General features: G+C 41.7%; 18 protein-coding genes, 4 tRNA genes and 3 rRNA genes. 2 read left to right on the forward strand and 23 right to left on the reverse strand.

The genetic code is table 11. The features are described 5' to 3' along the window. Window positions 1–7: 7 nt before the first annotated feature. The 7 genes from B6F02_RS09330 to B6F02_RS09360 form a co-directional block, all read right to left on the reverse strand. Window positions 8–1,384: a glycoside hydrolase family 1 protein gene (locus tag B6F02_RS09330; protein WP_080147417.1), complete on the reverse strand. Its 1,377-nt coding sequence runs from the start codon at window positions 1,382–1,384 to the stop codon at window positions 8–10. A 157-nt stretch (window positions 1,385–1,541) separates the two neighbouring features. Then, the gene (locus B6F02_RS09335; RefSeq protein ID WP_080147080.1) at window positions 1,542–2,228 is read right to left on the reverse strand and encodes a FadR/GntR family transcriptional regulator; all 687 of its coding nucleotides are present in this window, start codon (window positions 2,226–2,228) and stop codon (window positions 1,542–1,544) included. Between the two features lie 144 nt (window positions 2,229–2,372). Continuing rightward, entirely contained in the window at window positions 2,373–3,659 is a 1,287-nt protein-coding gene (locus tag B6F02_RS09340; protein WP_080147081.1) for an ABC transporter permease, read from the reverse strand. Next, window positions 3,652–4,551, reverse strand: coding sequence for an ABC transporter ATP-binding protein (locus B6F02_RS09345; protein ID WP_080147082.1), 900 nt, complete (start codon window positions 4,549–4,551; stop codon window positions 3,652–3,654). Before B6F02_RS09345 ends, B6F02_RS09340 begins: the two co-directional genes overlap by 8 nt. A gap of 174 nt (window positions 4,552–4,725) precedes the next feature. Further along, window positions 4,726–5,130: a secondary thiamine-phosphate synthase enzyme YjbQ gene (locus B6F02_RS09350; RefSeq protein WP_256864678.1), complete on the reverse strand. Its 405-nt coding sequence runs from the start codon at window positions 5,128–5,130 to the stop codon at window positions 4,726–4,728. A 103-nt stretch (window positions 5,131–5,233) separates the two neighbouring features. Beyond that, on the reverse strand, window positions 5,234–6,268 hold the full coding sequence (locus B6F02_RS09355) for a branched-chain amino acid aminotransferase (protein ID WP_080147083.1): 1,035 nt from the start codon (window positions 6,266–6,268) through the stop codon (window positions 5,234–5,236). Window positions 6,269–6,322: 54 nt separating this feature from the next. Beyond that, window positions 6,323–7,336, reverse strand: coding sequence for a PTS transporter subunit IIC (locus tag B6F02_RS09360; protein WP_080147084.1), 1,014 nt, complete (start codon window positions 7,334–7,336; stop codon window positions 6,323–6,325). Between the two features lie 413 nt (window positions 7,337–7,749). On the opposite strand from B6F02_RS09360, the gene proC reads away from it, so the two are divergent. Then, window positions 7,750–8,541, forward strand: a complete 792-nt coding sequence (gene proC / locus B6F02_RS09365) for a pyrroline-5-carboxylate reductase (protein WP_080147085.1) — start codon at window positions 7,750–7,752, stop codon at window positions 8,539–8,541. A gap of 17 nt (window positions 8,542–8,558) precedes the next feature. Here the strand turns inward: proC and tadA are convergent, their stop codons facing one another. Continuing rightward, the gene (tadA, locus tag B6F02_RS09370) at window positions 8,559–9,080 is read right to left on the reverse strand and encodes a tRNA adenosine(34) deaminase TadA (protein ID WP_080147086.1); all 522 of its coding nucleotides are present in this window, start codon (window positions 9,078–9,080) and stop codon (window positions 8,559–8,561) included. A 100-nt stretch (window positions 9,081–9,180) separates the two neighbouring features. Between tadA and B6F02_RS09375 the strand changes: the two genes are divergently transcribed. Beyond that, on the forward strand, window positions 9,181–10,044 hold the full coding sequence (locus tag B6F02_RS09375; protein ID WP_080147087.1) for a helix-turn-helix domain-containing protein: 864 nt from the start codon (window positions 9,181–9,183) through the stop codon (window positions 10,042–10,044). Window positions 10,045–10,103: 59 nt separating this feature from the next. Here B6F02_RS09375 and B6F02_RS09380 read toward each other — a convergent pair whose 3' ends face one another. From B6F02_RS09380 to hslO, 15 genes are all read right to left on the reverse strand, one after another. Then, window positions 10,104–10,442: a hypothetical protein gene (locus B6F02_RS09380; RefSeq protein ID WP_080147088.1), complete on the reverse strand. Its 339-nt coding sequence runs from the start codon at window positions 10,440–10,442 to the stop codon at window positions 10,104–10,106. 84 nt (window positions 10,443–10,526) lie between these two features. Continuing rightward, window positions 10,527–11,351 (reverse strand): manganese catalase family protein, encoded by an 825-nt coding sequence (locus B6F02_RS09385; RefSeq protein WP_080147089.1) that lies wholly within the window; start codon window positions 11,349–11,351, stop codon window positions 10,527–10,529. Window positions 11,352–11,603: 252 nt separating this feature from the next. After that, complete coding sequence (locus B6F02_RS09390) at window positions 11,604–14,096, reverse strand: ATP-dependent Clp protease ATP-binding subunit (RefSeq protein WP_080147090.1); 2,493 nt, start codon at window positions 14,094–14,096, stop codon at window positions 11,604–11,606. A 20-nt stretch (window positions 14,097–14,116) separates the two neighbouring features. After that, complete coding sequence (locus B6F02_RS09395; RefSeq protein WP_080147091.1) at window positions 14,117–14,587, reverse strand: CtsR family transcriptional regulator; 471 nt, start codon at window positions 14,585–14,587, stop codon at window positions 14,117–14,119. 277 nt (window positions 14,588–14,864) lie between these two features. Continuing rightward, window positions 14,865–14,937, reverse strand: a tRNA-Lys gene (locus B6F02_RS09400). A 6-nt stretch (window positions 14,938–14,943) separates the two neighbouring features. Beyond that, window positions 14,944–15,016: transfer RNA gene (locus tag B6F02_RS09405), tRNA-Val, on the reverse strand. Between the two features lie 22 nt (window positions 15,017–15,038). Further along, window positions 15,039–15,154: ribosomal RNA gene (gene rrf / locus B6F02_RS09410) — 5S ribosomal RNA — on the reverse strand. Window positions 15,155–15,260: 106 nt separating this feature from the next. Beyond that, window positions 15,261–18,174 (reverse strand): 23S ribosomal RNA (locus B6F02_RS09415). A 162-nt stretch (window positions 18,175–18,336) separates the two neighbouring features. After that, window positions 18,337–18,409 (reverse strand) — tRNA-Ala (locus tag B6F02_RS09420). 31 nt (window positions 18,410–18,440) lie between these two features. Then, a tRNA-Ile gene (locus B6F02_RS09425) sits at window positions 18,441–18,514 on the reverse strand. Window positions 18,515–18,631: 117 nt separating this feature from the next. Then, window positions 18,632–20,183: ribosomal RNA gene (locus B6F02_RS09430) — 16S ribosomal RNA — on the reverse strand. The 16S, 23S and 5S rRNA genes sit together here with 4 tRNA genes alongside, the layout of an rRNA operon. 133 nt (window positions 20,184–20,316) lie before the next feature. Further along, complete coding sequence (locus B6F02_RS09435) at window positions 20,317–20,502, reverse strand: hypothetical protein (protein ID WP_080147092.1); 186 nt, start codon at window positions 20,500–20,502, stop codon at window positions 20,317–20,319. Window positions 20,503–20,652: 150 nt separating this feature from the next. Further along, window positions 20,653–21,921 (reverse strand): AI-2E family transporter, encoded by a 1,269-nt coding sequence (locus B6F02_RS09440; RefSeq protein ID WP_256864679.1) that lies wholly within the window; start codon window positions 21,919–21,921, stop codon window positions 20,653–20,655. A gap of 200 nt (window positions 21,922–22,121) precedes the next feature. After that, the gene (lysS, locus tag B6F02_RS09445) at window positions 22,122–23,624 is read right to left on the reverse strand and encodes a lysine--tRNA ligase (RefSeq protein WP_080147094.1); all 1,503 of its coding nucleotides are present in this window, start codon (window positions 23,622–23,624) and stop codon (window positions 22,122–22,124) included. Window positions 23,625–24,019: 395 nt separating this feature from the next. Further along, window positions 24,020–24,904, reverse strand: coding sequence for an Hsp33 family molecular chaperone HslO (gene hslO, locus B6F02_RS09450; protein ID WP_080147419.1), 885 nt, complete (start codon window positions 24,902–24,904; stop codon window positions 24,020–24,022). Window positions 24,905–25,001 lie beyond the last annotated feature (97 nt).

Genomic DNA, 25,001 nt, shown 5'->3' on the forward strand with positions numbered 1-25,001 from the left:
CTGTCTCCTATTCTAAATCTTCTCCATTCGAGTTAATAACCTTTTTCAACCACCAGTAACTTTTCTTCGGTACACGTTTCATATCTTTCAGATCATGATTGTCTCGATTCACATAGACGACCCCGTAACGTTTACGCATATCTCCCTGTGAGCTCAAAATGTCGATCAGACCCCAGCCCAGATAGCCAATTGTTTCCACGCCATCTTCAAACATTGCGTCTTTCATCGCTTGCAAGTGGGCTCTGTGATAATCAATTCTGTACTGGTCATCAATTTCATGTTCCCCGTCCCATTCTTCTTTGACGCCGATACCATTTTCAATAGGAAATACCGGCAGCTGATATCTCTGATACAGTTTGTTCATCACATCTCTAAATCCTAATGGATCAATCTGCCAATCCCATTCTGTACTCTCTAAATGAGGATTTTTCTGCTTCCCTTCCTTCATCATAAAGTTCACAGGTGTTTTGGGATCTACTAAATCAGAATTAATAGTTGAACTGGCATAATAACTAAACGAAAGAAAGTCACTTTTCAGTTTTTTCAGTTCTTTCAGTTCTTCACTGGTTGCTTTCATATCTATCTGATGGTTTTCCACATAAGTCATGACTTCCTTGCTGTATCTTCCGTGTACAAAGGCATCAAGCAGATTGAAATTGACAAATTCATCCCATTTACGGGCATATAAAATATCTTTTGGCTTACTGGAAGCAGGATAATTTTCAGAATAAGCCAGCATTCCACCGATCAAACAGTCTGTTTGTTCATGGATGTAATTTGCGACTCCGACATGAGCCATCATCACGTTATGACTGATTTGATAAAGCTCCTCAATCGTCTGCTCCCCCTTAAGGTATCCGCTGATTCTAAATGCTTCAGGAACATGGAACAGATTTTGTTCATTAAAAGTGATCCAGTATTTCACACGATCACCAAATCGTTTGACCATTTCAACACCAAAATCAACAAACGCTTTCATTACATGTTTGCTTAAAAACCCGTTATACTGTTCAGCTAGATGAAGCGGCATGTCAAAATGATACAAACAGATCATCGGCTCGATTCCTCGATCAATCAGCGCATCGATCAGATTGCTGTAATAAGTAATCCCTTCTTCATTAAAGTCGCCGTCTCCATTTGGATTCACACGGCTCCAAGAAATCTGAAAGCGATAACAATTCATCCCAAGATCTTTAAGAAAATCAAAATCGGTCTCATAGTCGTGATAGTTATCATTTGCGACTTTCCAGTCTGAGGCAAATTCTGTGGCTTCACGTATATCGTAAACCGACATGCCCTTTCCGCCTTCGTTCCATCCGCCTTCTGTCTGCATACTGGATACAGAATTTCCCCATAAAAAGTCTTTCGGCAACTGCTTATTCATTTTCTCCAACCTTTACTCCTCCTAAATCAGTTTAGACATAAAATATGTCCTGTATATAATAGTATTGTACACTGGCATCATAAAATACGTAGGATGTATTGTCAAATATTATTTAATTTAATCTAAAATTATCTGTTTTTACACAAAAACATCCTACCTATTTTTCGTGGGCAGGATGTTCTAGAGATATTCGATTATTGCTCAAATGTATAAGCATTGCCTGCTGGGCTCCTAAACTGTCTTTTTGACGAATGGCTTCTACGATCTCTTGGTGAGAAGACACTGTTTCTCTTTTTTTCTGTTCACTCGTAAAGTGATCGTTATAAAGGTGGATAGATTCGTTAATGATTGGGATTAAGTGGTATAACGCTGTGTTTCCAGACGCTTTTGCGATTTGAGTATGCAGCTGCTGATCTAATTGCGTATACTCTTCATCATTTTCATTCATTTTTTTCTCAATTTCCAAGCATAACGATTCCATTTCTATCACATCGTTTTCTGTTGCATTCTGAGCAGCTAAAGAAGCCACATAGGGCTCAAGCATGAAACGTATATCAAAAAGGTCTTTTGTCAGTTTTCGTTTGTTTTCCAATAATGAAAATCCGAACGGATCGTCCTGCAATCCTTTTTTTGAGCTGATGAATGTACCGGAACCTTGTTTAACTTCCAGAATATTTCTGGATTTCAGCATTTTGATAGCTTCTCGAACGGTGTTTCGGCTGACATTCAACTGTTTTGCCAGTGTAAATTCATTTGGCAGCCTATCTCCTACTTGAAGATCACTCTCTTGTATGACATTCATTATATTATGAGTCGTAATTTCTACTAGTGTCTGTTGTTCCATCTTCTGCTCCTCTTTCCAGTTCTCATTCTTCCACTATTCTGATAGTAAGAGAATTCCCGCTCAATGTAAACGATTATTCACAGCTTTTATAAAAGAAAAAGGAGTCAACAGTTTGTTTTACTGTCAACTCCCTTACGGAATAGATTATCCGTTTGCTTTCTTTGCTTTCTTTGCTTTCCGGTTACTTTGCATAACGCTCCAAGAACGTTTCATCGTTCCAATGATTCCTGAATCCGAATAGATCAGTACATTAGCTCGGTAAAATGCCAAGGATACAGCCGTTAAAAGAATTGTAAATAAAACTGTACCGACAATCGATATCCAGACACCTAGTGTTCCGACGGTTTCTGAAGCGATTCTAAACGGCATTACAAAAGGAGTGAACAATGGAATATAAGAAAAGACAACGGCTAGAATGTTTTCTGGTGAAACAAAAGCGTATAATCCAACGTAGAATCCTGCTAATGCGATCATCACAATCGGCGTAACGGATTTGTTTACATCTTCCATTTTAGAAGCGAGCGAACCAAAGAATGCCGCTAAGATAACATACATCAATACGCCTGTGACAAAGAAGATAATTGTGTAGCCCAATAATTGCTGAACGATACTCCAAATATCAACTTCATTTAAAAACGTTTGAATGAAAGAAAGATCTTTTGCAAAGAAATAGCCGATCACACCTACAACTACGTAAAATGCCAGCTGCGTCAGAATCACTAAGATGACTCCTGCCAGCTTACCAAAGAAGTGGTTCCCAGCTGTAGCACTAGACAAAATGACTTCCATAATGCGTGTGCCTTTTTCGTTCGCAACTTCTTCTGCAATGATAGAAGCATACGTCATAATGAAAATAAAAATCCCGATACAGACAAAGTAAGCACCAAATTCTTGTACAAATGTATCATTATTTTCTTCCGTAACCAGTTCTCCATCTTTAATATTTACAATAGATTCTTGGACTGTAACAGGTTCAGATAAGGACAAAACTTGTTCTTGCGTCAACTGAAGTTCATTTGCTCTGACCATTGTCTGATAAGTTGCCAGCTGTTCATTCAACACTGGAATATAGTCTGACAATGAATCATTATGAGTCACTTCTGCTTGGATCGAACCTGCACTTTCTTCAATGGTCAGATAGCCGTCCAGTGATTCATCTAATAAAGCTTCTTCCGCAGCCGCTTGAGTGGTGATATCTTCTTGGATATCAAATGGACTGCCTTCTTGGCTCAGCATCTCTTGGACTGCTGGATTTTCAGAAATAATAGCTAGTGTCGGTGCTTCAGCATTCTCCGCATCCTGCGACGTAAAGTATCCGATGGCAATCGCGATTCCAGCCACTACTAGAGGAGACAATACCATAATCAAAAATCCAATAGATTTCACGTTTTTCTTGTACACTTCTTTTGTAATAACCCAAAATTTATTCATGTTTCTCACCTGCCATTCGCTTAAAGATTTCTTCTAATGTCGGCGGCTGTTGACTAAAGGTTGGAATATACCCATCTTTTGTCGCTGCCTCAAAAATAGCTTTTCCATCTTCTGTCTGGCTCAAAGTGACTTCCGTTACACCGTCTTTATTGACACGTGCTTGCTGCACTCCAGGGAATTGCAGCAATGCTTCAGTAGATAATGGTGATTCCAAGAATAGTTTTGTTCTTCCAAACTGCTCTCTGATCTCTTTGATTGAGCCTTCCAAGATCTGCTGACCGTTTCTCAGCATGATCAAGCTATCGCACAATTCTTCCACATTATTCATATTGTGACTAGAGAAGATAATACTGGCACCATTTCTCTGTGCTTCTTTGATTCCTTCTTCCAGTAAATCCGCATTAACCGGATCTAGTCCACTGAACGGCTCATCCAGAATAATCAGTTCCGGCTGATGAATCAATGTAGTGATCAATTGAACCTTTTGCTGGTTCCCCTTGGAAAGTGTTTTGACTTTATCGCCTTTTTTACCTTTGACGTCAAATTTTTCCAGCCAGTTATCGATCAATGGCTTGATTTCTTTTTTAGACTTCCCTCTCAGTTGAGCAAAGTAAAGAATCTGATCTTCTATAGATACTTTTGGATAAAGCCCTCTTTCTTCCGGCAAGTAGCCCACTTGGTTGAATAATCTGTTGGTGAATGCCTCGCCTTTCCAAAGGACCTCTCCTTTATCCGGTGTAAGCAAATCTAAAATCATACGGAATGTCGTGGTTTTTCCAGCTCCATTTTGTCCGATCAGGCCCATAATCTCGCCTTTTTCGATCTTAAAGCTGATGTTATCGACAGCCGTCATATCTCCGAACGTTTTACGAAGATTTCTTGCTTCTAACATCTCATTCTTCCTCTCTGTTTATACAGTTTATGTACTCAAGAAATCTCGCTTGATTACTTGATTATAATTTAATTGTACTATTGTTTGACTCTTCTTTCATCAGTCTTTAGGATGAAATTTCAATATTTCTTCAAAATATTTTCATATTATGTTTGGATATTCCTATTTCGTATTTTATCCTCCGATGATTTTCACGTATACAGTTCGGGTCCTAGGTCCGTCAAATTCTGCAAAATAGACACTTTGCCATGTTCCAAATACCATTCGACCCTCTGATATAATAAGTGTTTCACTTGCCCCGGTTACAGTAGACTTCATATGTCCGTCTGAATTCCCTTCTCTATGAATAAAATACTCATGATTGGGAAACGTATCGTTCAATGCAGCATTTAAATCTTTTTTGACATCTGGGTCTGCATTTTCATTGATCGTGATACCAGCAGTAGTGTGCGGGCAGTATACGATCATGATACCTTCTTCGACTTGGCTCTTTTCCAGCGCTTCATTTAAATAATGATCGATATTGATCAATTCCTGTTTGTGATGGGTTTTAACGTTATATTCAAATAAATTTACCATACAATTTCCACCTTTCATTTTCTCAATCTCTTTCCACTTCATTATAATGAATAATATCCTATTAAGACAAAAACTCGGTCTAAAAAGACCGAGTTTAAGCTGATTATTCTACTTTTTCAATCCAGCCTTCCGGCGCCTCAACGTCACCATACTGAATACCAACTAACTCATTGTATAAGCGTTTCGTTACAGGGCCGACTTCTGTCTCAGAATAGAACACGTGAAAATCATCTTTGATCTGCAGTCCGCCGATTGGTGCAATAACTGCCGCTGTCCCGCAAGCTCCCGCCTCTTTGAACTGATCGATCTGATCAATGTAAACGTCGCCTTCAGAGGTTTTTAAGTTCAGACGGTTTTCAGCAAGCCACAATAGAGAGTACTTTGTAATACTCGGCAGAATAGAACTGGATTTTGGTGTAATAAACACATCATCTTTTGTAATTCCAAAGAAATTGGCTGCACCGACTTCTTCGATCTTTGTATGTGTTTCAGGGTCAAGGTAAACAGCATCACTGAAACTTCGGGCTTTGGCTTCTTTTCCCGGAAGCAGACTTCCTGCGTAATTGCCGCCCACTTTAGCTGCCCCTGTCCCTTTCGGTGCCGCTCTGTCATAATCCGTTACTAAAAAATTGGTCGGTTTCATTCCGCCTTTAAAATAAGGCCCAACTGGCATGACAAAAGCTGAGAAAATATATTCATCTGCTGGTTTAACACCGATATTATCTCCTACACCAATAATAAACGGACGGATATACAGCGAGCTTCCAGTACCATAAGGCGGTACCCAGTCTTCATTTGCTTTCACTACTCTTTTAACGGCTTCTACAAATCGATCTTCCGGATATACCGGCATCAGCAGTCTTTCACAACTCAACTTCATCCGTTTAGCATTCTCATACGGACGGAACAATTGAATAGAGCCATCTTTTGTACGATATGCCTTTAAGCCTTCAAAGCATTGCTGGCCATAGTGAAGAGCTGTTGAGCCTTCTGAAATATGCAGCTGATTATCTTCTGTCAATTGCCCTTCATCCCAAGCACCATCTTTATAGTATGAGATAAAGCGGTAATCTGTTTTAATATATGAAAAACCTAATTCTTTCCAGTCAATATTCTCTGGTCTTAACTCCGTCGTCATTTCTCAATCTCCTATTCTCTTTAAAACTTTTAAAGGCAACCCTTTGATTATTTATCAGCTGACCTCTAAGGCCATATCACCTGCCTTGATGGCTTTCGAAGCATACAGCAGTTTGTTGACTGCTAAGGTAATCAAAATCGGAAGAACTGCACCACATAACAAGTATACACCAAAAAAGGCAAGTCCTGAATGGTTGATTACCCAAAGCGGTGCTACTCCGGCAGCAAACCCTACCCCGCCCATCTCAGGAATGGTTTCAAATCCGAAAGCAACTGTAGCAATCGGACCGCAGATGGCAGATGCCAGGGTTGGACCGATCAATATTTTAGGGTTTTTTATGATATTAGGCAGTTGAACTTTCGGTGTACACAATCCTTGCGCAATATACCCCCCAAGATTATTTTCTCTCATTGAAATGATGGAAAATACAAAATACTGAGCCGTTGTTCCGATCAGCATCGCCCCGCTGGCCATTGGACTTAATCCTAAGGCAATAGATAATGCTGCGGAAGACAGAGGCGACATCAGAAACAGACCAAACAAAACTGCCATGACAGCTGAACCTATGACTGGGCTGTCGGCCACTGCTCCCGAAATCAATTCACTGACCATCAGCAGCAAGGGGCTGATAACCTGAGCCAGTCCTGCCCCTGCCAAACCTCCGGCCAACAAGGACAGCGTTGGAATGGACATCATGTCTAACGGTGAGGTTCCGGTCAGTTTCTTTCCGATAAAGGTTGCAATCACACCAGCAATCAGAGCACCAATCGGATCTCCGCCTACAATCGTATATCCTGATTCCGTAGCCTGAATCGCACCTCCGCCTAAGGTCGAAGACGCCATGGAAGCAAAAAGCGTAAGCGTGTTAGCTTGCAGATTAACCGCAATTCCGGCGCCTAGTGCAGGAGCTAGTAAAACGCGAGCAACCCCTCCAATTGTGACGAGTATCGGTAATCCCAGCATATCCCCAAGTGTTCCAAATAAAAATCCGATTCCGATCGTTACAAAAATAGCATTTGCTACTCCAGACGAAACCTTCAGCAGATTGTTTTTCACGTACTCTCTCATTTTACTATCTCCTCTCTTTTCCTTTGATAAACTCAATAATATAAAAAAAGCCAGCCCTGAATTAACTGGGCTGACGAGTATGTACGAAATCTCGAGCCCTTGTTAAACTGCTAAATAGGACTCTATCTTTTGAGAATAGAATCCTGATTATGGGCTGACAATGTATAAGAGGGCAGATGAACAGCACAATGCTTTTTTTGTTTGGTCTTGCATCGACTGTTTAACCATTATAAGTTGCATATGCGTTCATCTCCTCTTTTTATATTATGATAATCATAAAGTTTCATATCAGATAAGTCAATGATTTACATTAAATAAATTTAATCCATTCTCGATTCAGACCTATTCCTATATCGTGCTCTTCCTGCCCGTATGCTATACTTTAAGAAACCTCAGGAAAGAAGGATTACATTTTGAAAATAGGATTTATCGGATTCGGTCATATGGCTCAGGCTATCGCAGCTGGTTTACTTCAAAATCAGGTTGTTGAAGGAAAAGATGTTATTTTCTCCAACCGTACAGCGGCTAAACGATCTCAGCTAGAAGAACGGTTCAGCATTGCTGGAACAAACAGCAACCAGCAAGTCTGGGATCAATCTGACATCATTATTTTAGCTGTGAAACCTTATCAAGTTGATGAAGTTTTAAATCAATTAGATAAAACATATCAGCCTTTTGTTATTTCCGTTGCAGCAGGTGTAACAATGTCTCAGTTAGCAAATCAGCTGCCTCTGAAATCATTTATCCGAACAATGCCCAATTTGAATGCCCAAGTAGGCGAAGGCATTACCGCCTTCATAGAAAACGATCAAGCGGATCAGACAGGTCTGGATTCTGCAAAAGTGATTTTTGAAGCGGTGGGAAAAGTGGTAGAACTGCCAGAATCTCAAATGGGGACTTTTATTGCACTAGCCGGCAGTTCACCTGCTTTAGTTTTTCTATTCATAGATACACTGGCAAGATCTGCTGTTAAGTATGGTTTATCCAAAGAACAAGCGACTGAAATTGCAGCACAAGCTGTTCTGGGGAGTGCAAAAACTGTTCTCGAATCTGAACATTCACCCTGGGACTTGGTGGATCAAGTTTCTTCTCCAGGTGGTATTACTGTTAATGGCGTTCTCTCTCTACTGCAAAGTGATTTTTCTGCTTCTCTGATTCAATCTGTAGACAGCATGATTGAGAAGAACAACCAGATGTCTGAATAGTCAAAAAGACTCTCTTATTAGTCTAGAGAGTCTTTTTCTTTTGCTTTGAGCAGGTTCAGTTGTTGTTTCTTTAACTTCTTTTTTTCTCGCAATTGTTTGAAAAAGCTTGTCAGCAATTGACGGCACTCTTCTTCTAAAATGCCTCTTTCAACATAAGCTCTATGGTTCATTCGATGATCATCTAATAAATTCATCAGTGTTCCTGCTGTTCCGCCTTTAATATCAGCCGGACCATAATAAACTTCCTCAATTCTTGAAAGCACGATAGCTCCGCTGCACATAGCACAAGGTTCAAGGGTTACAAATAACTGGCAGTTTTCCAAGCGCCAATTTCCTAAGTATGCATTCGCCTCTTGGATTGCAATCATCTCTGCATGCGTCGTAGCATTATTAGACGATTCTCTTAGGTTATGGCCTCTGCCGATGACTTGACCATTTTGCACGACTACTGCTCCAATCGGCACTTCCCCTTTTTCTTCTGCTTTCTCAGCTTCTTTGATAGCCTCTTTCATCCACTTTTCTTTTTCTGATAATTCCATTGTTCAACGCCTCTTTCTGTGTTCTATTATACCCTAGTTTCTTCTTCTGCCAAACAATGTTAAAATAGCATTAACATGATCAAGGTTTGGAGGATTTACTTTGGAATTCACTGATTTGAAAATGATTTATCCAGAAGCAAGTATCACTGAACGTCCTGTTTATGAAACAACTCACTTATCCTTACCCTATAAAAACAAATGGATATCTGTCCCTCAAGCTTCTTTAACTGAAAATGAAATCGATTTACTGAAACTGGTTTATACACATAAACCTGCAACTGCAGCACAAAAACATCACTCTGTCTGGTATGACTATCTTGCCGGAAACAGAGCAGCTGTCCCCAGCCACATCGATTCTGTTCGTATGATCCAACTAAAACTCGTGAAAAAAGATGAACAGTTCGATGCACAGTTATGGTTTGATTCAGCCGCTGCTTTGTTTGATCCCCTTATTGATCACTTCTTTTTTACTGATGATCTATTTATCATGCTGCAGTCGGGGGAGACCGATTTCAGTACCCGCGAAGAAATTGAAGGTATGCTGCAAACATTGGAAGATGATTTTTCTATTAAAGTATTTTGCTTTATTGGTCAATTCTGGTCATATTCTATGAATCTCCGGACCCTTTTACAAGAAGAACTTAGTATTTTTTCTCAAGAACTATCGCACATGAGCAGTCGAATGGGTTCCCTGTCTGATGTTTCATTACATTATTTTACAGCCAGCAGCTTAGCAGATAGTGAAGTAGTCCAGCAGTTGAAGTTCAAGCTGGAGTTTTTGGAAGACTGGAAAGAACTGGTACATGCCCTTTGGGAGAATCAGGGAAATGTCAGTATGGCTGCTAAATCTCTGTTTATCCACCGCAACACTTTGCAATATCGGATGGAAAAATTCCAAGAAGCAACAGGGTTATCTTTAAAACAAATGAATGATTTAGCACTGTGCTTTTTGCTGACTTTATAAAAAATAAACGATTAAAAGACCTCGCAACGAATTGCAAGGTCTTTTAATCGTTTATTTAATTATTTGACTACTTTTTTTGCATCGTCCATCTTGTCGCTGAAGAAATGTTTCAAATCAGCTGTTACATCAGATAAACTGCTTTCAAGGTCTTTCACCTTATCTGCAGTACTGACCAAGCTATTGATTTCATCATCAGATAGCTTGTCTAACACTTTAGAAGACTTTTTCTTATCTCCACCTAATTTGTTGAATACTTTTTTAGCGGCTTTACGATTGACGACTGCTTTTGTCTTTTCTTTTGCATTGTCAGAAGTAAAGATGAAAGACAGAATGCCGACTGCTACTGCAAGTCCTACTCCAATCAATACCCCTGCGTTAGGATCGTTCATCTTTTTCATTGATTTGTCATCCTTTCTTGATCTATTAAGAATAGAATAACAGAAATCATTTATTTTCACTAAAGATTTACTTTATGGCTTTTTTTAAAATAGGTCCATAGCTGAAGTATTATAGACATCTTTGGTAACAGGTTTCAGAATTGGTTTTTGTCCCATCGCTTCTGGTTTCCCTGTATAAATGAATTTCTGTCCATCTTTAGCTGTTTTGTCTTCTACTACTTTTTGGCTTTCCTCTCCTGCCGAGAAGTTGAATAATGTATGAGAAACATCACTGACTTCATAGCTGCTTGGAACTTGCCCAGGAACAACAACGCCTTCTTTTTCTTCTAATTCCTTGATAGCTTCAATCCATTGCAACTGATGCTGGGTATCTCGAGCTAGTAAGAACCCTAACATATCTTTAACACCTTTGTCATGTGTCATTTCATATAATCTAGCCACTTGAAGTCGGCCTTGAGATTCAGCTGTTACATTCATTCTCATATCTGCCAGCAGATTCCCGCTTGATACAATATAATTTGAAGTCCAGGCATTACCATTTGAGTCTTTTGGAGCTGCGCCCAGTCCATTTACAATCGCATGCTGTGGATTCATTCCGCCCATAACCGCTGCAAGTGCCGGGTCAGATTGGACTGCTTTATCTTGTGTAGCTAAGGGTGCACCTTCAAGTAATTGTGCAATCATTGTAGCTATCATTTCTACGTGTCCGATTTCTTCTGTCGCTGTATCTAAAAGCAAGTCTTTGTATTTCTCATTTCCACGAGCATTCCACCCTTGGAATAGATACATATTCATAACGGACATCTCGCCCCATTGACCACCTAAAATCTCTTGCAGTCTACGTGCCATTAACGGATCTGGTTGGTCAGGTTTTGCATTATACTGAAGCTTTTTATCGTGCATAAACATATTATCAACATCTCCTTTAATTGGTATGGTACATGCTGAACTTTACCACGATAAAATTTGATTATCAAAAAATAGCGCTTGTTATTAAAAAAGAGCTTGGAATAAAATAAATCTCTTGAAGGTCTCCTGCACTGACTTTTAAAATATAATCATAAAAAAATCGCGTTCATCACTTTAGCAGACAGATTCCTTACTAAAGTGGGAACGCGATTTTTACTTAAGACTTTTGTTCCAGACTCTTAAACTATAAAATTAATTATTGACTGGAACAGCTGCATCATTGGAATCCGTATTTCTTTCCTTTACTTTCAGCGTAATATTACCTTTTGATGCGCCGATTGTTACGTTGTCGCCGACAACGATATGCCCAGACAACAAGTCTTCACTTAAACGATCTTCGATTTTATTCTGAATGGCTCTTCTTAATGGTCGAGCACCATATTCAGGATCAAATCCTTCTTTTGCAATAACATCCATTGCGGATGGAGTGATTTTTAGTTTAATACCTAACTCATCCATTCGAGTAACAATGTTCTGAGTCAGTAATTTAACAATTTCTCGTAATTCTTCTTTTTTCAATGATTCAAATACAATTGTATCATCTACCCGGTTCAAGAACTCTGGACGGAATGCATTTTTGAGTTCTTCACGGATGCGTTTCTCCATGGCAGTATGATCGAATCGTTTATCAACTGCTCCAAATCCTACTGACTTTTCATCACGGAGAGCCGTAGCTCCCAAGTTGGAAGTCATGATCATAATGGTATTCTTGAAGTCCACTTGACGACCTTTTCCGTCAGTCAGCAGTCCATCATCTAATACTTGCAGCAAGATATTAAACACATCTGGGTGTGCTTTCTCTACCTCATCTAACAAAATAACCGAATAAGGTTTTTGACGGATTTTCTCCGTTAATTGCCCACCTTCATCATATCCTACATATCCTGGAGGTGAACCAACCAATCTACTAGTACTGTATTTTTCCATATACTCAGACATATCTACTCTGATCAGTGAGTCTTCACTGCCGAACATTGCTTCTGCCAATGCTTTAGCCAGCTCAGTTTTCCCGACACCAGTAGGTCCTAAGAACATAAACGAACCAATTGGACGATTTGGATCTTTCAATCCGCTGCGTGCACGTCTGATTGCTTTTGAAACTGCGACGACTGCTTGTTCTTGACCAACCACGCGCTCATGCAGTACTTTTTCCAGATTTAATAAACGGTCTGTTTCTTTTTGCTCCATCTGCTGAACAGGAATACCCGTCCATTGTGAAACAACTTCAGCAATATCTTTTGCAGTTACTTCTAAATGACTTTCATCACTGTCTTCATTATCAACTAGATTTTCAACACGCTTACGCTGTTTCATTTCTTTTTCGCGAATTTGAGCTGCTCTTTCAAAGTTCTGCTCTTGAATGGCTTCTTCTTTCATTCTAGTCAAATCATCCAGCTTCTGTTTTGCTTTAGACATGGTTGTTGGCTGATCACTTGCATCAATTCTGACTTTAGAAGCTGATTCATCCATTAAATCGATCGCTTTGTCCGGTAGTTGTCTTGAGGTGATATAGCGTGTCGATAAATGAACAGCAGAATGAACGGCTTCATCAGTAATCGTTACACCATGATGTTCTTCATAACGGTCTTTCAACCCTAACAAGATAGCTTCCGTCTCAAGCTCAGATGGTGGATCCACTTGAACAGATGCAAAACGACGTTCTAAAGCAGCATCTTTTTCAATATGTTTCTGATACTCATCTAATGTTGTTGCACCAATCGTCTGCAACTCTCCTCTTGCAAGTGCTGGCTTAAGAATGTTAGAAGCATCGATTGCGCCTTCTGCTCCACCTGCACCAATTAAGGTATGCAGTTCATCTATAAATAGAATGACTTCACCATCTTCATAAATTTCATCGATGATTTTTTTCATACGCTCTTCGAATTCACCACGATACTTAGTACCCGCAACAAGGGAGCCCATATCTAAGGTCATCAATCGTTTATTTCTCAAAACCGGAGGTACTTCTCCCGCAATAATCTTTTGAGCTAATCCCTCTGCAATAGCCGTTTTCCCTACACCGGGATCCCCTACTAATACAGGATTGTTTTTCGTACGTCTGCTTAAAATTTGGATGATTCGACGAACTTCTTTGTTACGTCCGACAATCGGATCCAATCTATCTTCACGAGCCGCTTGTGTCAAGTTACGCGCTAGAGAATCCAGTGTAGGTGTCCCTTCAACGGATTTCGGGCCTTTCGCTTGTCTGCGACCTTTTATTCCGCCCCTTGTTTTATTTTCCTGTACACCTAATTTTTTCAAGATCAACTGTCTTGTTTTAGATAAGCTGATTTCTAAGTTATTCAGTATTTTTGAAGACAGAATATCTTCATCTCTTAATAATCCTAACAATAAATGTTCAGTTCCCACTAATGGTCTCTGCATTCTTCTCGCTTCATCAGTTGCATACTTAATAACTTGACGTGCTCTAGGTGAATAAGGCAGCACAGCACTTGCTGGTATTTTACTTCCCGGTCCATAGCTTGAGAAATGTTCAATTTCTTCTCTTACCTCTTCTTCTGATAAGGTCAATTGGCGCAGTGTTTTTCCTGCAATTCCTTCTGTCTCAATGACTAACCCAAGTAGTAAGTGTTCAGTACCTACGGTACGATGGCGGAATCCTTTTGCTTCTTCTTGTGCAATCAATAATGTTTTTTTGGCTTTATCTGTAAACAATTCATTCATTCAATTTGTCCGCCCTTCTATTATCTCGGCTCTTCGTATTTTAAATTTCCAATCATATTCCTGAGTAAGTTTGCTCTTATCTGATTATCAATGATTCGTTCCCCAGTGTATAATGTTTTATCCACTGCCACTAACATCAACTTAGCTTCTCTTTTTGATATAATATCATTTTCAAACAATCTTTGTACAACCGATTGCGCATCTCTTTCAGAAATACTCTTCCCAATAATTTCAATCATAGTATCCAGCACTTCAGATTCATCCAGCAATTGTACTTTGATAATTCGGATGTATCCACCGCCGCCGCGTTTACTCTCTACTAAATATCCTTGTTGGATTGTAAAACGCGTATTGATCACATAATTAATCTGAGAAGGAACGCAATCAAATAGCTCTGCAATTTCACTACGTCTGATTTCAACTTTCTCTTGTTGATTCAAAACTTTTTTCAAATAAGCTTCAATGATATCTGACATGTTTTGGTTTTCCATGTTGAATCACTATCAAAACAAAGATGAATGCGTATATAGTAGCTTCTTTTCTACACACATTCAAGTATTTGTTTCGATACCCTCCTATCTTTTTAAATGTCTTGCTAAAAATCTCGAGTTTTTCTTTGACTAACTTTGACTAATCATATTATACCAGTCCTATTCTGATTTTTAAAGAGGCAAGGTCTGAGGGTATTCTATTCGAACGCACCTAACAAAAAAAGCCATGCGGGTAATCGCATAGGCTTGATAATTTTGTATAAAGGTCAACGTCTGATGAGCCATGCAGGGTTCGAACCTGCGACCCTCTGATTAAAAGTCAGATGCTCTACCGACTGAGCTAATGGCTCAAAAAATGGAGGTTAACGGGCTCGAACCGCTGACCCTCTGCTTGTAAGGCAGATGCTCTCCCAACTGAGCTAAACCTCCGGGATAAAATAAAAAAAGAGCTGCACGGCAACGTCCTGCTTTCACAAGGGGAAACCCCTCACTATCCTCGGCGCTGGGAAGCTTAACGGCTGTGTTCGAAATGGGAACAGGTGGATCCTTCCCGCCATCATTACCGCACAATGACTCTTTTCTATTGTAAGAGAACCTTGTTCTCTGAAAACTAGATAGCTGATCTTGCTCACTCACATGTTTGACAACACCGCATACGCTTAGACCAACATGGTTGGTTAAGTCCTCGATCGATTAGTACTGGTCCGCTCCATACATCACTGTACTTCCACTTCCAGCCTATCTACCTGATCATCTTTCAGGGATCTTACTTCCTTAAAGGAATGGGAGATCTCATCTTGAAGGAGGCTTCACGCTTAGATGCTTTCAGCGTTTATCCCTTCCACACATAGCTACCCAGCGATGCCTTTGGCAAGACAACTGGTACACCAGCGGTGTGTCCATCCCGGTCCTCTCGTACTAAGGATAGCTCTTCTCAAATCTCCAACGCCCGCGACGGATAGGGACCGAACTGTCTCACGACGTTCTGAACCCAGCTCGCGTGCCGCTTTAATGGGCGAACAGCCCAACCCTTGGGACCGACTACAGCCCCAGGATGCGACGAGCCGACATCGAGGTGCCAAACCTCCCCGTCGATGTGAACTCTTGGGGGAGATAAGCCTGTTATCCCCAGGGTAGCTTTTATCCGTTGAGCGATGGCCCTTCCATATGGTACCACCGGATCACTAAGCCCGACTTTCGTCCCTGCTCGACTTGTAAGTCTCGCAGTCAAGCTCCCTTCTGCCTTTACACTCTGCGAATGATTTCCAACCATTCTGAGGGAACCTTTGGGCGCCTCCGTTACTCTTTAGGAGGCGACCGCCCCAGTCAAACTGCCCATCTGACACTGTCTCCCAACCGGTTGACGGTTGCGGGTTAGAGTGGCCATACAGCGAGGGTAGTATCCCACCATTGCCTCCACCAAGACTGGCGTCCTGGTTTCATTGGCTCCTACCTATCCTGTACAAGCTGTACAGACACTCAATATCAAACTACAGTAAAGCTCCATGGGGTCTTTCCGTCCTGTCGCGGGTAACCTGCATCTTCACAGGTACTATAATTTCACCGAGTCTCTCGTTGAGACAGTGCCCAAATCGTTACACCTTTCGTGCGGGTCGGAACTTACCCGACAAGGAATTTCGCTACCTTAGGACCGTTATAGTTACGGCCGCCGTTTACTGGGGCTTCAATTCAGAGCTTCGCCGAAGCTAACCCTTCCTCTTAACCTTCCAGCACCGGGCAGGTGTCAGCCCCTATACATCTTCTTTCGAATTAGCAGAGACCTGTGTTTTTGGTAAACAGTCGCTTGGGCCTATTCACTGCGGCTGACCATAGGGTCAGCACCCCTTCTCCCGAAGTTACGGGGTCATTTTGCCGAGTTCCTTAACGAGAGTTCTCTCGATCACCTTAGGATTCTCTCCTCGACTACCTGTGTCGGTTTGCGGTACGGGCAGCCTACTTCTCACTAGAAGCTTTTCTTGACAGTGTGACATCAGATACTTCGGTACTATAAGTTCCCTCCCCATCACAACTCATCCGTATGAATAGAAGCATTTGACTCCTACTCGGACTTGTTGCTTGGGCACGCATATCCAACAGCGTGCATATCTTAGCCTCCTGCGTCCCTCCATCGTTCAAACAAAGCAGACTGGTACAGGAATCTCTACCTGTTGTCCATCGCCTACGCCTATCGGCCTCGGCTTAGGTCCCGACTAACCCTGGGAGGACGAGCCTTCCCCAGGAAACCTTAGTCATTCGGTGCACGGGATTCTCACCCGTGTTTCGCTACTCATACCGGCATTCTCACTTCTAAGCGCTCCACAAGTCCTCACGATCTTGCTTCAATGCCCTTAGAACGCTCTCCTACCATAGAACCAATGGTTCTATCCGTGGTTTCGGTACCTTGTTTAGCCCCGGTAAATTTTCGGCGCAGGGCCACTCGACTAGTGAGCTATTACGCACTCTTTAAATGATGGCTGCTTCTAAGCCAACATCCTAGTTGTCTGAGCAGCCCCACATCCTTTTCCACTTAACAAGGATTTTGGGACCTTAACCGACGGTCTGGGCTGTTTCCCTTTCCACTACGGATCTTATCACTCGCAGTGTGACTCCCGGATCTACATCAGCGGCATTCGGAGTTTATCAGGATTCGGTAACCCGATAAGGGCCCCTAGTCCAAACAGTCGCTCTACCTCCGCGATGCACTATCCGAGGCTAGCCCTAAAGCTATTTCGGAGAGAACCAGCTATCTCCAAGTTCGATTGGAATTTCTCCGCTACCCACACCTCATCCCCGCACTTTTCAACGTACGTGGGTTCGGGCCTCCAGTGCATTTCACTGCACCTTCACCCTGGACATGGGTAGGTCACTTGGTTTCGGGTCGACGACGGCATACTGAACGCCCTATTCAGACTCGCTTTCGCTGCGGCTCCACCTCTTCGGCTTAACCTTGCATGACATCGTCACTCGCCGGTCCATTCTACAAAAGGTACGCCATCACCCATAAACGGGCTCTGACTACTTGTAAGCACACGGTTTCAGGTGCTGTTTCACTCCCCTTCCGGGGTTCTTTTCACCTTTCCCTCACGGTACTGGTTCACTATCGGTCACTAGGGAGTATTTAGGCTTGGGAGATGGTCCTCCCGGATTCCGACGGAATTTCTCGTGTTCCGCCGTACTCAGGATACCGGCTAGGCAAGGTCGGATGTCGCATACGGGGCTTTCACCCTGTCTCGCATAACATTCCAATTATTTCTGCTATCCTTACTCGTCCATATTGCCGGTCCTACAACCCCAGAGTGCAAGCACTCTGGTTTGGCCTCTTCCCGTTTCGCTCGCCGCTACTCAGGGAATCGCGTTTGCTTTCTCTTCCTGCAGGTACTGAGATGTTTCAGTTCCCCACGTCTACCTTCTTCTCAGCTATAGATTCACTGAAAAGATATCACCCTATGACTGGTGATGGGTTCCCCCATTCGGAAATCTCTGGATCAAAGCTCACTTACAGCTCCCCAAAGCATATCGGTGTTCGTCCCGTCCTTCATCGGCTCCTAGTGCCAAGGCATCCACCGTGCGCCCTTATTCACTTAACCGATTGGTTAAGCGTATGAATTTAGCGATGAGAGTTTCATTCAAGGAACAAAACTGTTCTCAATTTTAAATATCTCGGTGTTGTTTCTTAACATGTTTGTGTTATAAATCAACTATCCAGTTTTCAAAGAACAAAGCACAACCTCTAATGATCGAGATTGTAATGGAGCCTAGCGGGATCGAACCGCTGACCTCCTGCGTGCAAAGCAGGCGCTCTCCCAGCTGAGCTAAGGCCCCTGTATTAAAGTGATTGCAGTTTGCTTTATAGTGGGCCTAAGTGGACTCGAACCACCGACCTCACGCTTATCAGGCGTGCGCTCTAACCAGCTGAGCTATAGGCCCGATATATTGGAGCAAACAATTTGAAAAATTCTATTTATCAATAATAGCAAATCTTTCAAAACTAAACAAAGTAAAAACCTGTGCAAGGTTCCGTTGCCCTAAAGGCAATATCCTTAGAAAGGAGGTGATCCAGCCGCACCTTCCGATACGGCTACCTTGTTACGACTTCACCCCAATCATCCATCCCACCTTCGGCGGCTGGCTCCCAAAAGGGTTACCCGACCGACTTCGGGTGTTACAGACTCTCGTGGTGTGACGGGCGGTGTGTACAAGACCCGGGAACGTATTCACCGCGGCGTTCTGATCCGCGATTACTAGCGATTCCAGCTTCATGCAGGCGAGTTGCAGCCTGCAATCCGAACTGAGAATGGCTTTAGGAGATTAGCTAAACCTCGCGGTCTCGCAACTCGTTGTACCATCCATTGTAGCACGTGTGTAGCCCAGGTCATAAGGGGCATGATGATTTGACGTCATCCCCGCCTTCCTCCGGTTTATCACCGGCAGTCTCGCTAGAGTGCCCAACTGAATGCTGGCAACTAACAATAGGGGTTGCGCTCGTTACGGGACTTAACCCAACATCTCACGACACGAGCTGACGACAACCATGCACCACCTGTCACTCTGTCCCCGAAGGGAAGGCTCTATCTCTAGAGTGGTCAGAGGATGTCAAGACCTGGTAAGGTTCTTCGCGTTGCTTCGAATTAAACCACATGCTCCACCGCTTGTGCGGGTCCCCGTCAATTCCTTTGAGTTTCAGCCTTGCGGCCGTACTCCCCAGGCGGAGTGCTTAATGCGTTAGCTCCAGCACTGAAGGGCGGAAACCCTCCAACACTTAGCACTCATCGTTTACGGCGTGGACTACCAGGGTATCTAATCCTGTTCGCTCCCCACGCTTTCGAGCCTCAGCGTCAATTACAGACCAGAAAGTCGCCTTCGCCACTGGTGTTCCTCCATATATCTACGCATTTCACCGCTACACATGGAATTCCACTTTCCTCTTCTGCATTCAAGTCTTCCAGTTTCCAATGACCCTCCACGGTTGAGCCGTGGGCTTTCACATCAGACTTAAAAGACCGCCTGCGCTCGCTTTACGCCCAATAAATCCGGACAACGCTTGTCACCTACGTATTACCGCGGCTGCTGGCACGTAGTTAGCCGTGACTTTCTGGTTAGATACCGTCAAGGCCGGGGCAGTTACTACCCGGCTTGTTCTTCTCTAACAACAGAGCTTTACGATCCGAAGACCTTCTTCACTCACGCGGTATTGCTCCATCAGGTTTGCACCCATTGTGGAAGATTCCCTACTGCTGCCTCCCGTAGGAGTCTGGGCCGTGTCTCAGTCCCAGTGTGGCCGATCACCCTCTCAGGTCGGCTACGTATCACAGCCTTGGTGAGCCATTACCTCACCAACTAGCTAATACGCCGCGGGTCCATCCATAAGCGGCAGCCGAAGCCACCTTTCATCTAAGAGACAGGCGTCTCAAAGACCTATGCGGTATTAGCATCCGTTTCCGGATGTTATCCCCCTCTTATGGGCAGGTTACCCACGTGTTACTCACCCGTTCGCCACTAATCCACTCTCTGCAAGCAGAGAGCTTCATCGTTCGACTTGCATGTATTAGGCATACCGCCAGCGTTCGTCCTGAGCCAGGATCAAACTCTCGTTTTAAGTTTGAAAAGCTCAATTGTATTGATTGTGAATGAACCTTGTTCATTCGATAGTTGTCTTGATCCATAAAGAATCGAAGACCCCTGCACATTTGGTTGTTTTACTTTGTTCAGTTTTCAAAGATCTACTGTATTCATGGTGTTCCAATGTTTGTCGCCTCGTTATCAGCAACTTTTATATCATACCATGTTGTCGTTTCGCTGTCAACAACTTTTTTCAACTGATAAATCACCATTTGAAATGTAAGCGTTACAGAACTCGCTGTGACAACTACTAAAGTATATCTGTTTTCGATACGATTGTCAAGAAAAAGTTTCATTTGTTTAAAACTTATTTCTTTAGCTGTTTCTTTCTATGCTTTGCAGCAACGAGAATAATCATAACAAGATATAGACAAATCGTCAATACTTTTTTTCAAAATATGTAGAAAAAAATAGAAGCCCCTTATAATAAGGGAACTTCTATTCTATTATGCTAAATCATCTTCTTCTTTATCTTGTTTTTCATGGTCGTTTTGACCTTTCTCTTTAATTTTCTTGTTTTCTTCTCTTCTGTTTTCTTTTGCTTCTTTAACCGTTTCTTTCATCTGATCATCCATTTGATGATCTCCTCTAACAGCTTCTTCTACAGTTCTGACTTCGTATTCACCAGAAACATCTCCGTAATATTTATTGTATCTCTTTTTAAATTTCTGGAATAATTCGACAACAATAACTTTTAAGATAGCATATATTGGTACACCAAAAATCAACCCGAAAATGCCAAGCAAGTCTCCAATAACGAGTAAGACTACAATGATCGTCAGTGGATGAATATGCAGTTGTCTTCCCATAACATTTGGCTCAATCAGATTTCCGTCAATAAACTGAACGACCATCCACACAATAATGAGCTTCAGTACCATAAACCAAGAAGCGGTCAAAGCTACGACTACTGCTGGGATGAAAGCTAATGTCGGACCGATATACGGAATGACAGAAGTAAATCCTGCAATCAGTGCTAATACTCCAGGATATTCCAATCCGATTATCTGAAATCCAATAAACATCATTACGCCTATAGAAGTGGCTATAATCAACTGTCCTTTAATATAGGCTCCAACTTGGGAGTTGATTTCAGTAAAGACGCGTATGATTTCTTCTCTCCACTTGGGCGGTACAGCTGCGAGTGCTCCTTTCGACATCTTTTTTTCATCTTTTAGTAAGAAAAATAGAATGATCGGGAATGTAACCAAAGTGATGACTACATTCGTCACACTTGATACAACTGTTGAGACACTGCTAAGTCCGTTGTTCAGATATTCTGTAATATTTTGCGGTATCTGACCAACAAAGTTTTCTCCTTGTTCAATATACGTTTGAACATCTTGACCATATGGCAGACCATTCAGCCACTGTGTCACTGTATTCGTAATTGAATCAATAAAGGACGGAAAGTTTTCTGCTAAGCTGATGAACTGATCTCTAAGCAGCGGAATTAGTGTTCCGATCAGGATCCCCAGCAATGCGAGCACTACCACATATAACAGACTGACTGAGAGGATCCGCTTCATTCCCTTTTCCTCTAAAAAGTCAATTAAAGGATTAAACAAGTAATAAAGCAACAGTGAAATAATAAACGGCATAATAATACTTGAGACAATAATAACCAGTGGTTCGAATAAAAAACTGACTGTATTAAAAAGTAAGAAGATAATACCAATCATAATCAGTATTCCCAGCGTATATACTAAATTCATACCTCCTAAAAAATTTATCCATCTTGATCTTTTCATCTAAATTCCTACTTTCTTTAAAATATAGCGATTCGTACATACATTTTATCTTAAGCAGGGTTTAAATACGAGTAAATCGAACGTAGAGGTACTTTTGATTGTTAAAAAAGCGTTTGTCCGGACACATGTACCCAGACAAACGCTTTTTGGATCCTATTCTTATGTTAATCGATATTTTTCAATGTAGGGAATAATAGGACGTCACGAATGGTATGTGCATTCGTCAGCAGCATAACTAAACGGTCTATGCCGATTCCTAGTCCACCTGTAGGCGGCATACCATATTCCAACGCTTCGATAAAGTCTTCATCGATTTCATGCGCTTCATCGTTTCCTTGGTCTTTCTCTTTCATTTGCGCTTCAAATCGTTCTCTTTGATCGATCGGATCATTTAATTCACTGAAGGCATTAGCATATTCATGACGAGCGATAAACAGCTCAAAACGGTCTGTAAATCTTGGGTCATCAGCATTCTTTTTAGCTAGTGGAGAAATTTCTAAAGGGTGCCCATAAACGAATGTAGGTTGTATCAATGTTTCTTCTACGAACGTTTCAAAAAATTCATTTACAACATGTCCAAACGTTGCATAGTCATCTACTGTGACATTATGTTCTTTGGCCAATTGACGGGCTTCATCGTTAGACATTTCTTTCCAGAAATCAATGCCTGTCTGTTCTTTGATTAAATCAACCATATGTCTGCGTGCCCATGGTTTTCCTAGATCAATTGTTTCCTCACCATATGCCAGCTCGCTATGACCTAAAACATTGTGTGCAACGGTTTTGATCATATCTTCTGTTAAATCCATGACATCTGAAACGTCATGATACGCAGTATATAATTCAAGCATGGTGAACTCAGGATTATGCGTCGTATCGATCCCTTCATTCCGGAAAACACGCCCGATTTCATAAACTTTTTCCATCCCACCAACAATCAATCGTTTTAAGTGCAGCTCAATGGCAATTCTTAGGTATAATTCCATATCTAAAGCATTATGATGTGTAATAAACGGGCGAGCAGCTGCTCCTCCTGCTAAATTATGCAAGAGCGGCGTTTCTACTTCCAGGTAATCATGTCCATTTAGATAGTTTCTTATCTCTTGAATGATTTGACTGCGTTTTGTGAAACGATCAAACGAATGCTCATTTGCAATTAAATCAAGATATCTCTGACGATATTTTTGCTCAACATTTGTTAGACCGTGGTATTTATCAGGAAGCGGACGGAGCGCTTTTGAAAGGTAAGTCAATTTTTGGGCTCTCACAGTGACTTCGCCAGTGTTGGTTTTCATAATCGTACCTTGAATACCTAAAAAATCTCCCAAGTCAGCTGTTTTAAAGCTTTCGTATTGTTCTTCGCCCACAGCATCCTTACGAACGTAAATCTGGATGGAACCTTTTTTATCTTTTAAATGGGCGAATCCCGCTTTTCCTTTTCCACGTTTCGTCATTAGACGTCCAGCGATTATAACTGAGTGTTCTTCTTCAGATAAGGCTTCTTTTGTGCTTTCTTCAAATTCAGATTTAAGTTCTGAAGAAAAATGAGTCCGTTCGAATCTGCCGCCAAATGGATCAATGCCGCGTTCACGTAATTCACTCATTTTTTCTCTTCGTACCACTAGTTGGTCGTTTAATGTTTCTTGATTAGATGGCTCTTGAGTCATTCGTATATTCTCTCCGTTTCTTTGTTAAACGATTGCCGTTTCTTATTATTGTACAGCAATATTCAATTGTTTTTTTCTGTCTATATATCTTACTTTCTTTTTTCACTGACTCACTGTTTAGTCTTCTCTCTGCAGGTTTAGGAATTCCCCCTGTTTTATAGCTTGCTCAACGCAAGTCAAGGTGCGTATAGTAACTAGAGGGATAACTAATTGATGGCTGCTTTTTACAGTTTCTTTAGCGTTATCACAGGCTGCATTTTAGGAATTGCCCATGCAACTGCTGCCTTTTCTAATCAGTAAAATTAGTCAAGTATTCGATTTTTTACATTCTGCATTATAGTAACATAACTTTGACTGTTCTTAAAGTCAGTATACAAAGAACTGTCGAAAACAAATTATATAGAGGCAGCTTCTTCTTTTAACGATTCCAAATCGCTTTCTGAATAGTGATATTTTCTGCGACAGAAATGGCAAACTGCTTCTGCGCCGTGATCTTCATCGATCATACTTTGGATTTCATCTACCCCTAGCGAAACAATTGCATCTCCGAAACGTTCTTTTGAACAGTCACATTCAAAGGTTACAGGCATTGTTTCCAGTAATTGATAATTTTCTGCCCCGACAAGTCGTTCTAAAATTTGTTCTGGGGTTTCACCATTTTCCATCAACTTAGAAACTAACGGCAACTCTTCGATCACTGTCTCGATTTTTTTAATGGTTTCTTCTTTCGCTCCCGGCAAGACTTGAATCATGAAGCCCCCAGCTGCTTTCACTGTTTCATCCGGGTTCACAAGAACCGACACGCCAACTGCAGAAGGAACCTGTTCTGAATTAGCCATATAATAAGTGAAATCTTCTCCTAGTTCTCCACTGATTAACGGTACTTGTCCGACAAATGGTTTTTTCATCCCTAAGTCTTTACTGACTGTCAGCATCCCTTCGGTTCCGACCGCTCCTCTAACGTCCAGCTTGCCTTTTGCGTTTAACGGCAGGCTGACATGCGGATTATGGATATACCCTTTTGTTTCGCCTTTGCCATTACTGTCCACGATCAAATAGCCAACAGGACCATCTCCGTTAATTCTAACGGTAATTTTATCGTTTCCCTTTAGTGTTGCACCCAGTAAAGTCGTTCCAAGCATCGCTCTTCCTAATGCAGCAGTAGCCGTACTCCAAGAATCGTGTCTTCTCTGTGCCTCAGCAACCATTTCAGTTGCATTAAGGACGTATACTCTAATTTCATTATCATAAGCCAATGCTTTTAGTAATTTATCAGTCAAAAAATCGCTCCTCATATCCGCATTCATTAGCGGTTCTCCTATAATAATCTAACTTAATTTCTTTTATTATACAAGTAAAGAAGAGGAGGGCTAAAGT

The organism is Marinilactibacillus piezotolerans (assembly GCF_900169305.1).
GTDB classification, from domain to species: domain Bacteria; phylum Bacillota; class Bacilli; order Lactobacillales; family Carnobacteriaceae_A; genus Marinilactibacillus; species Marinilactibacillus piezotolerans_A.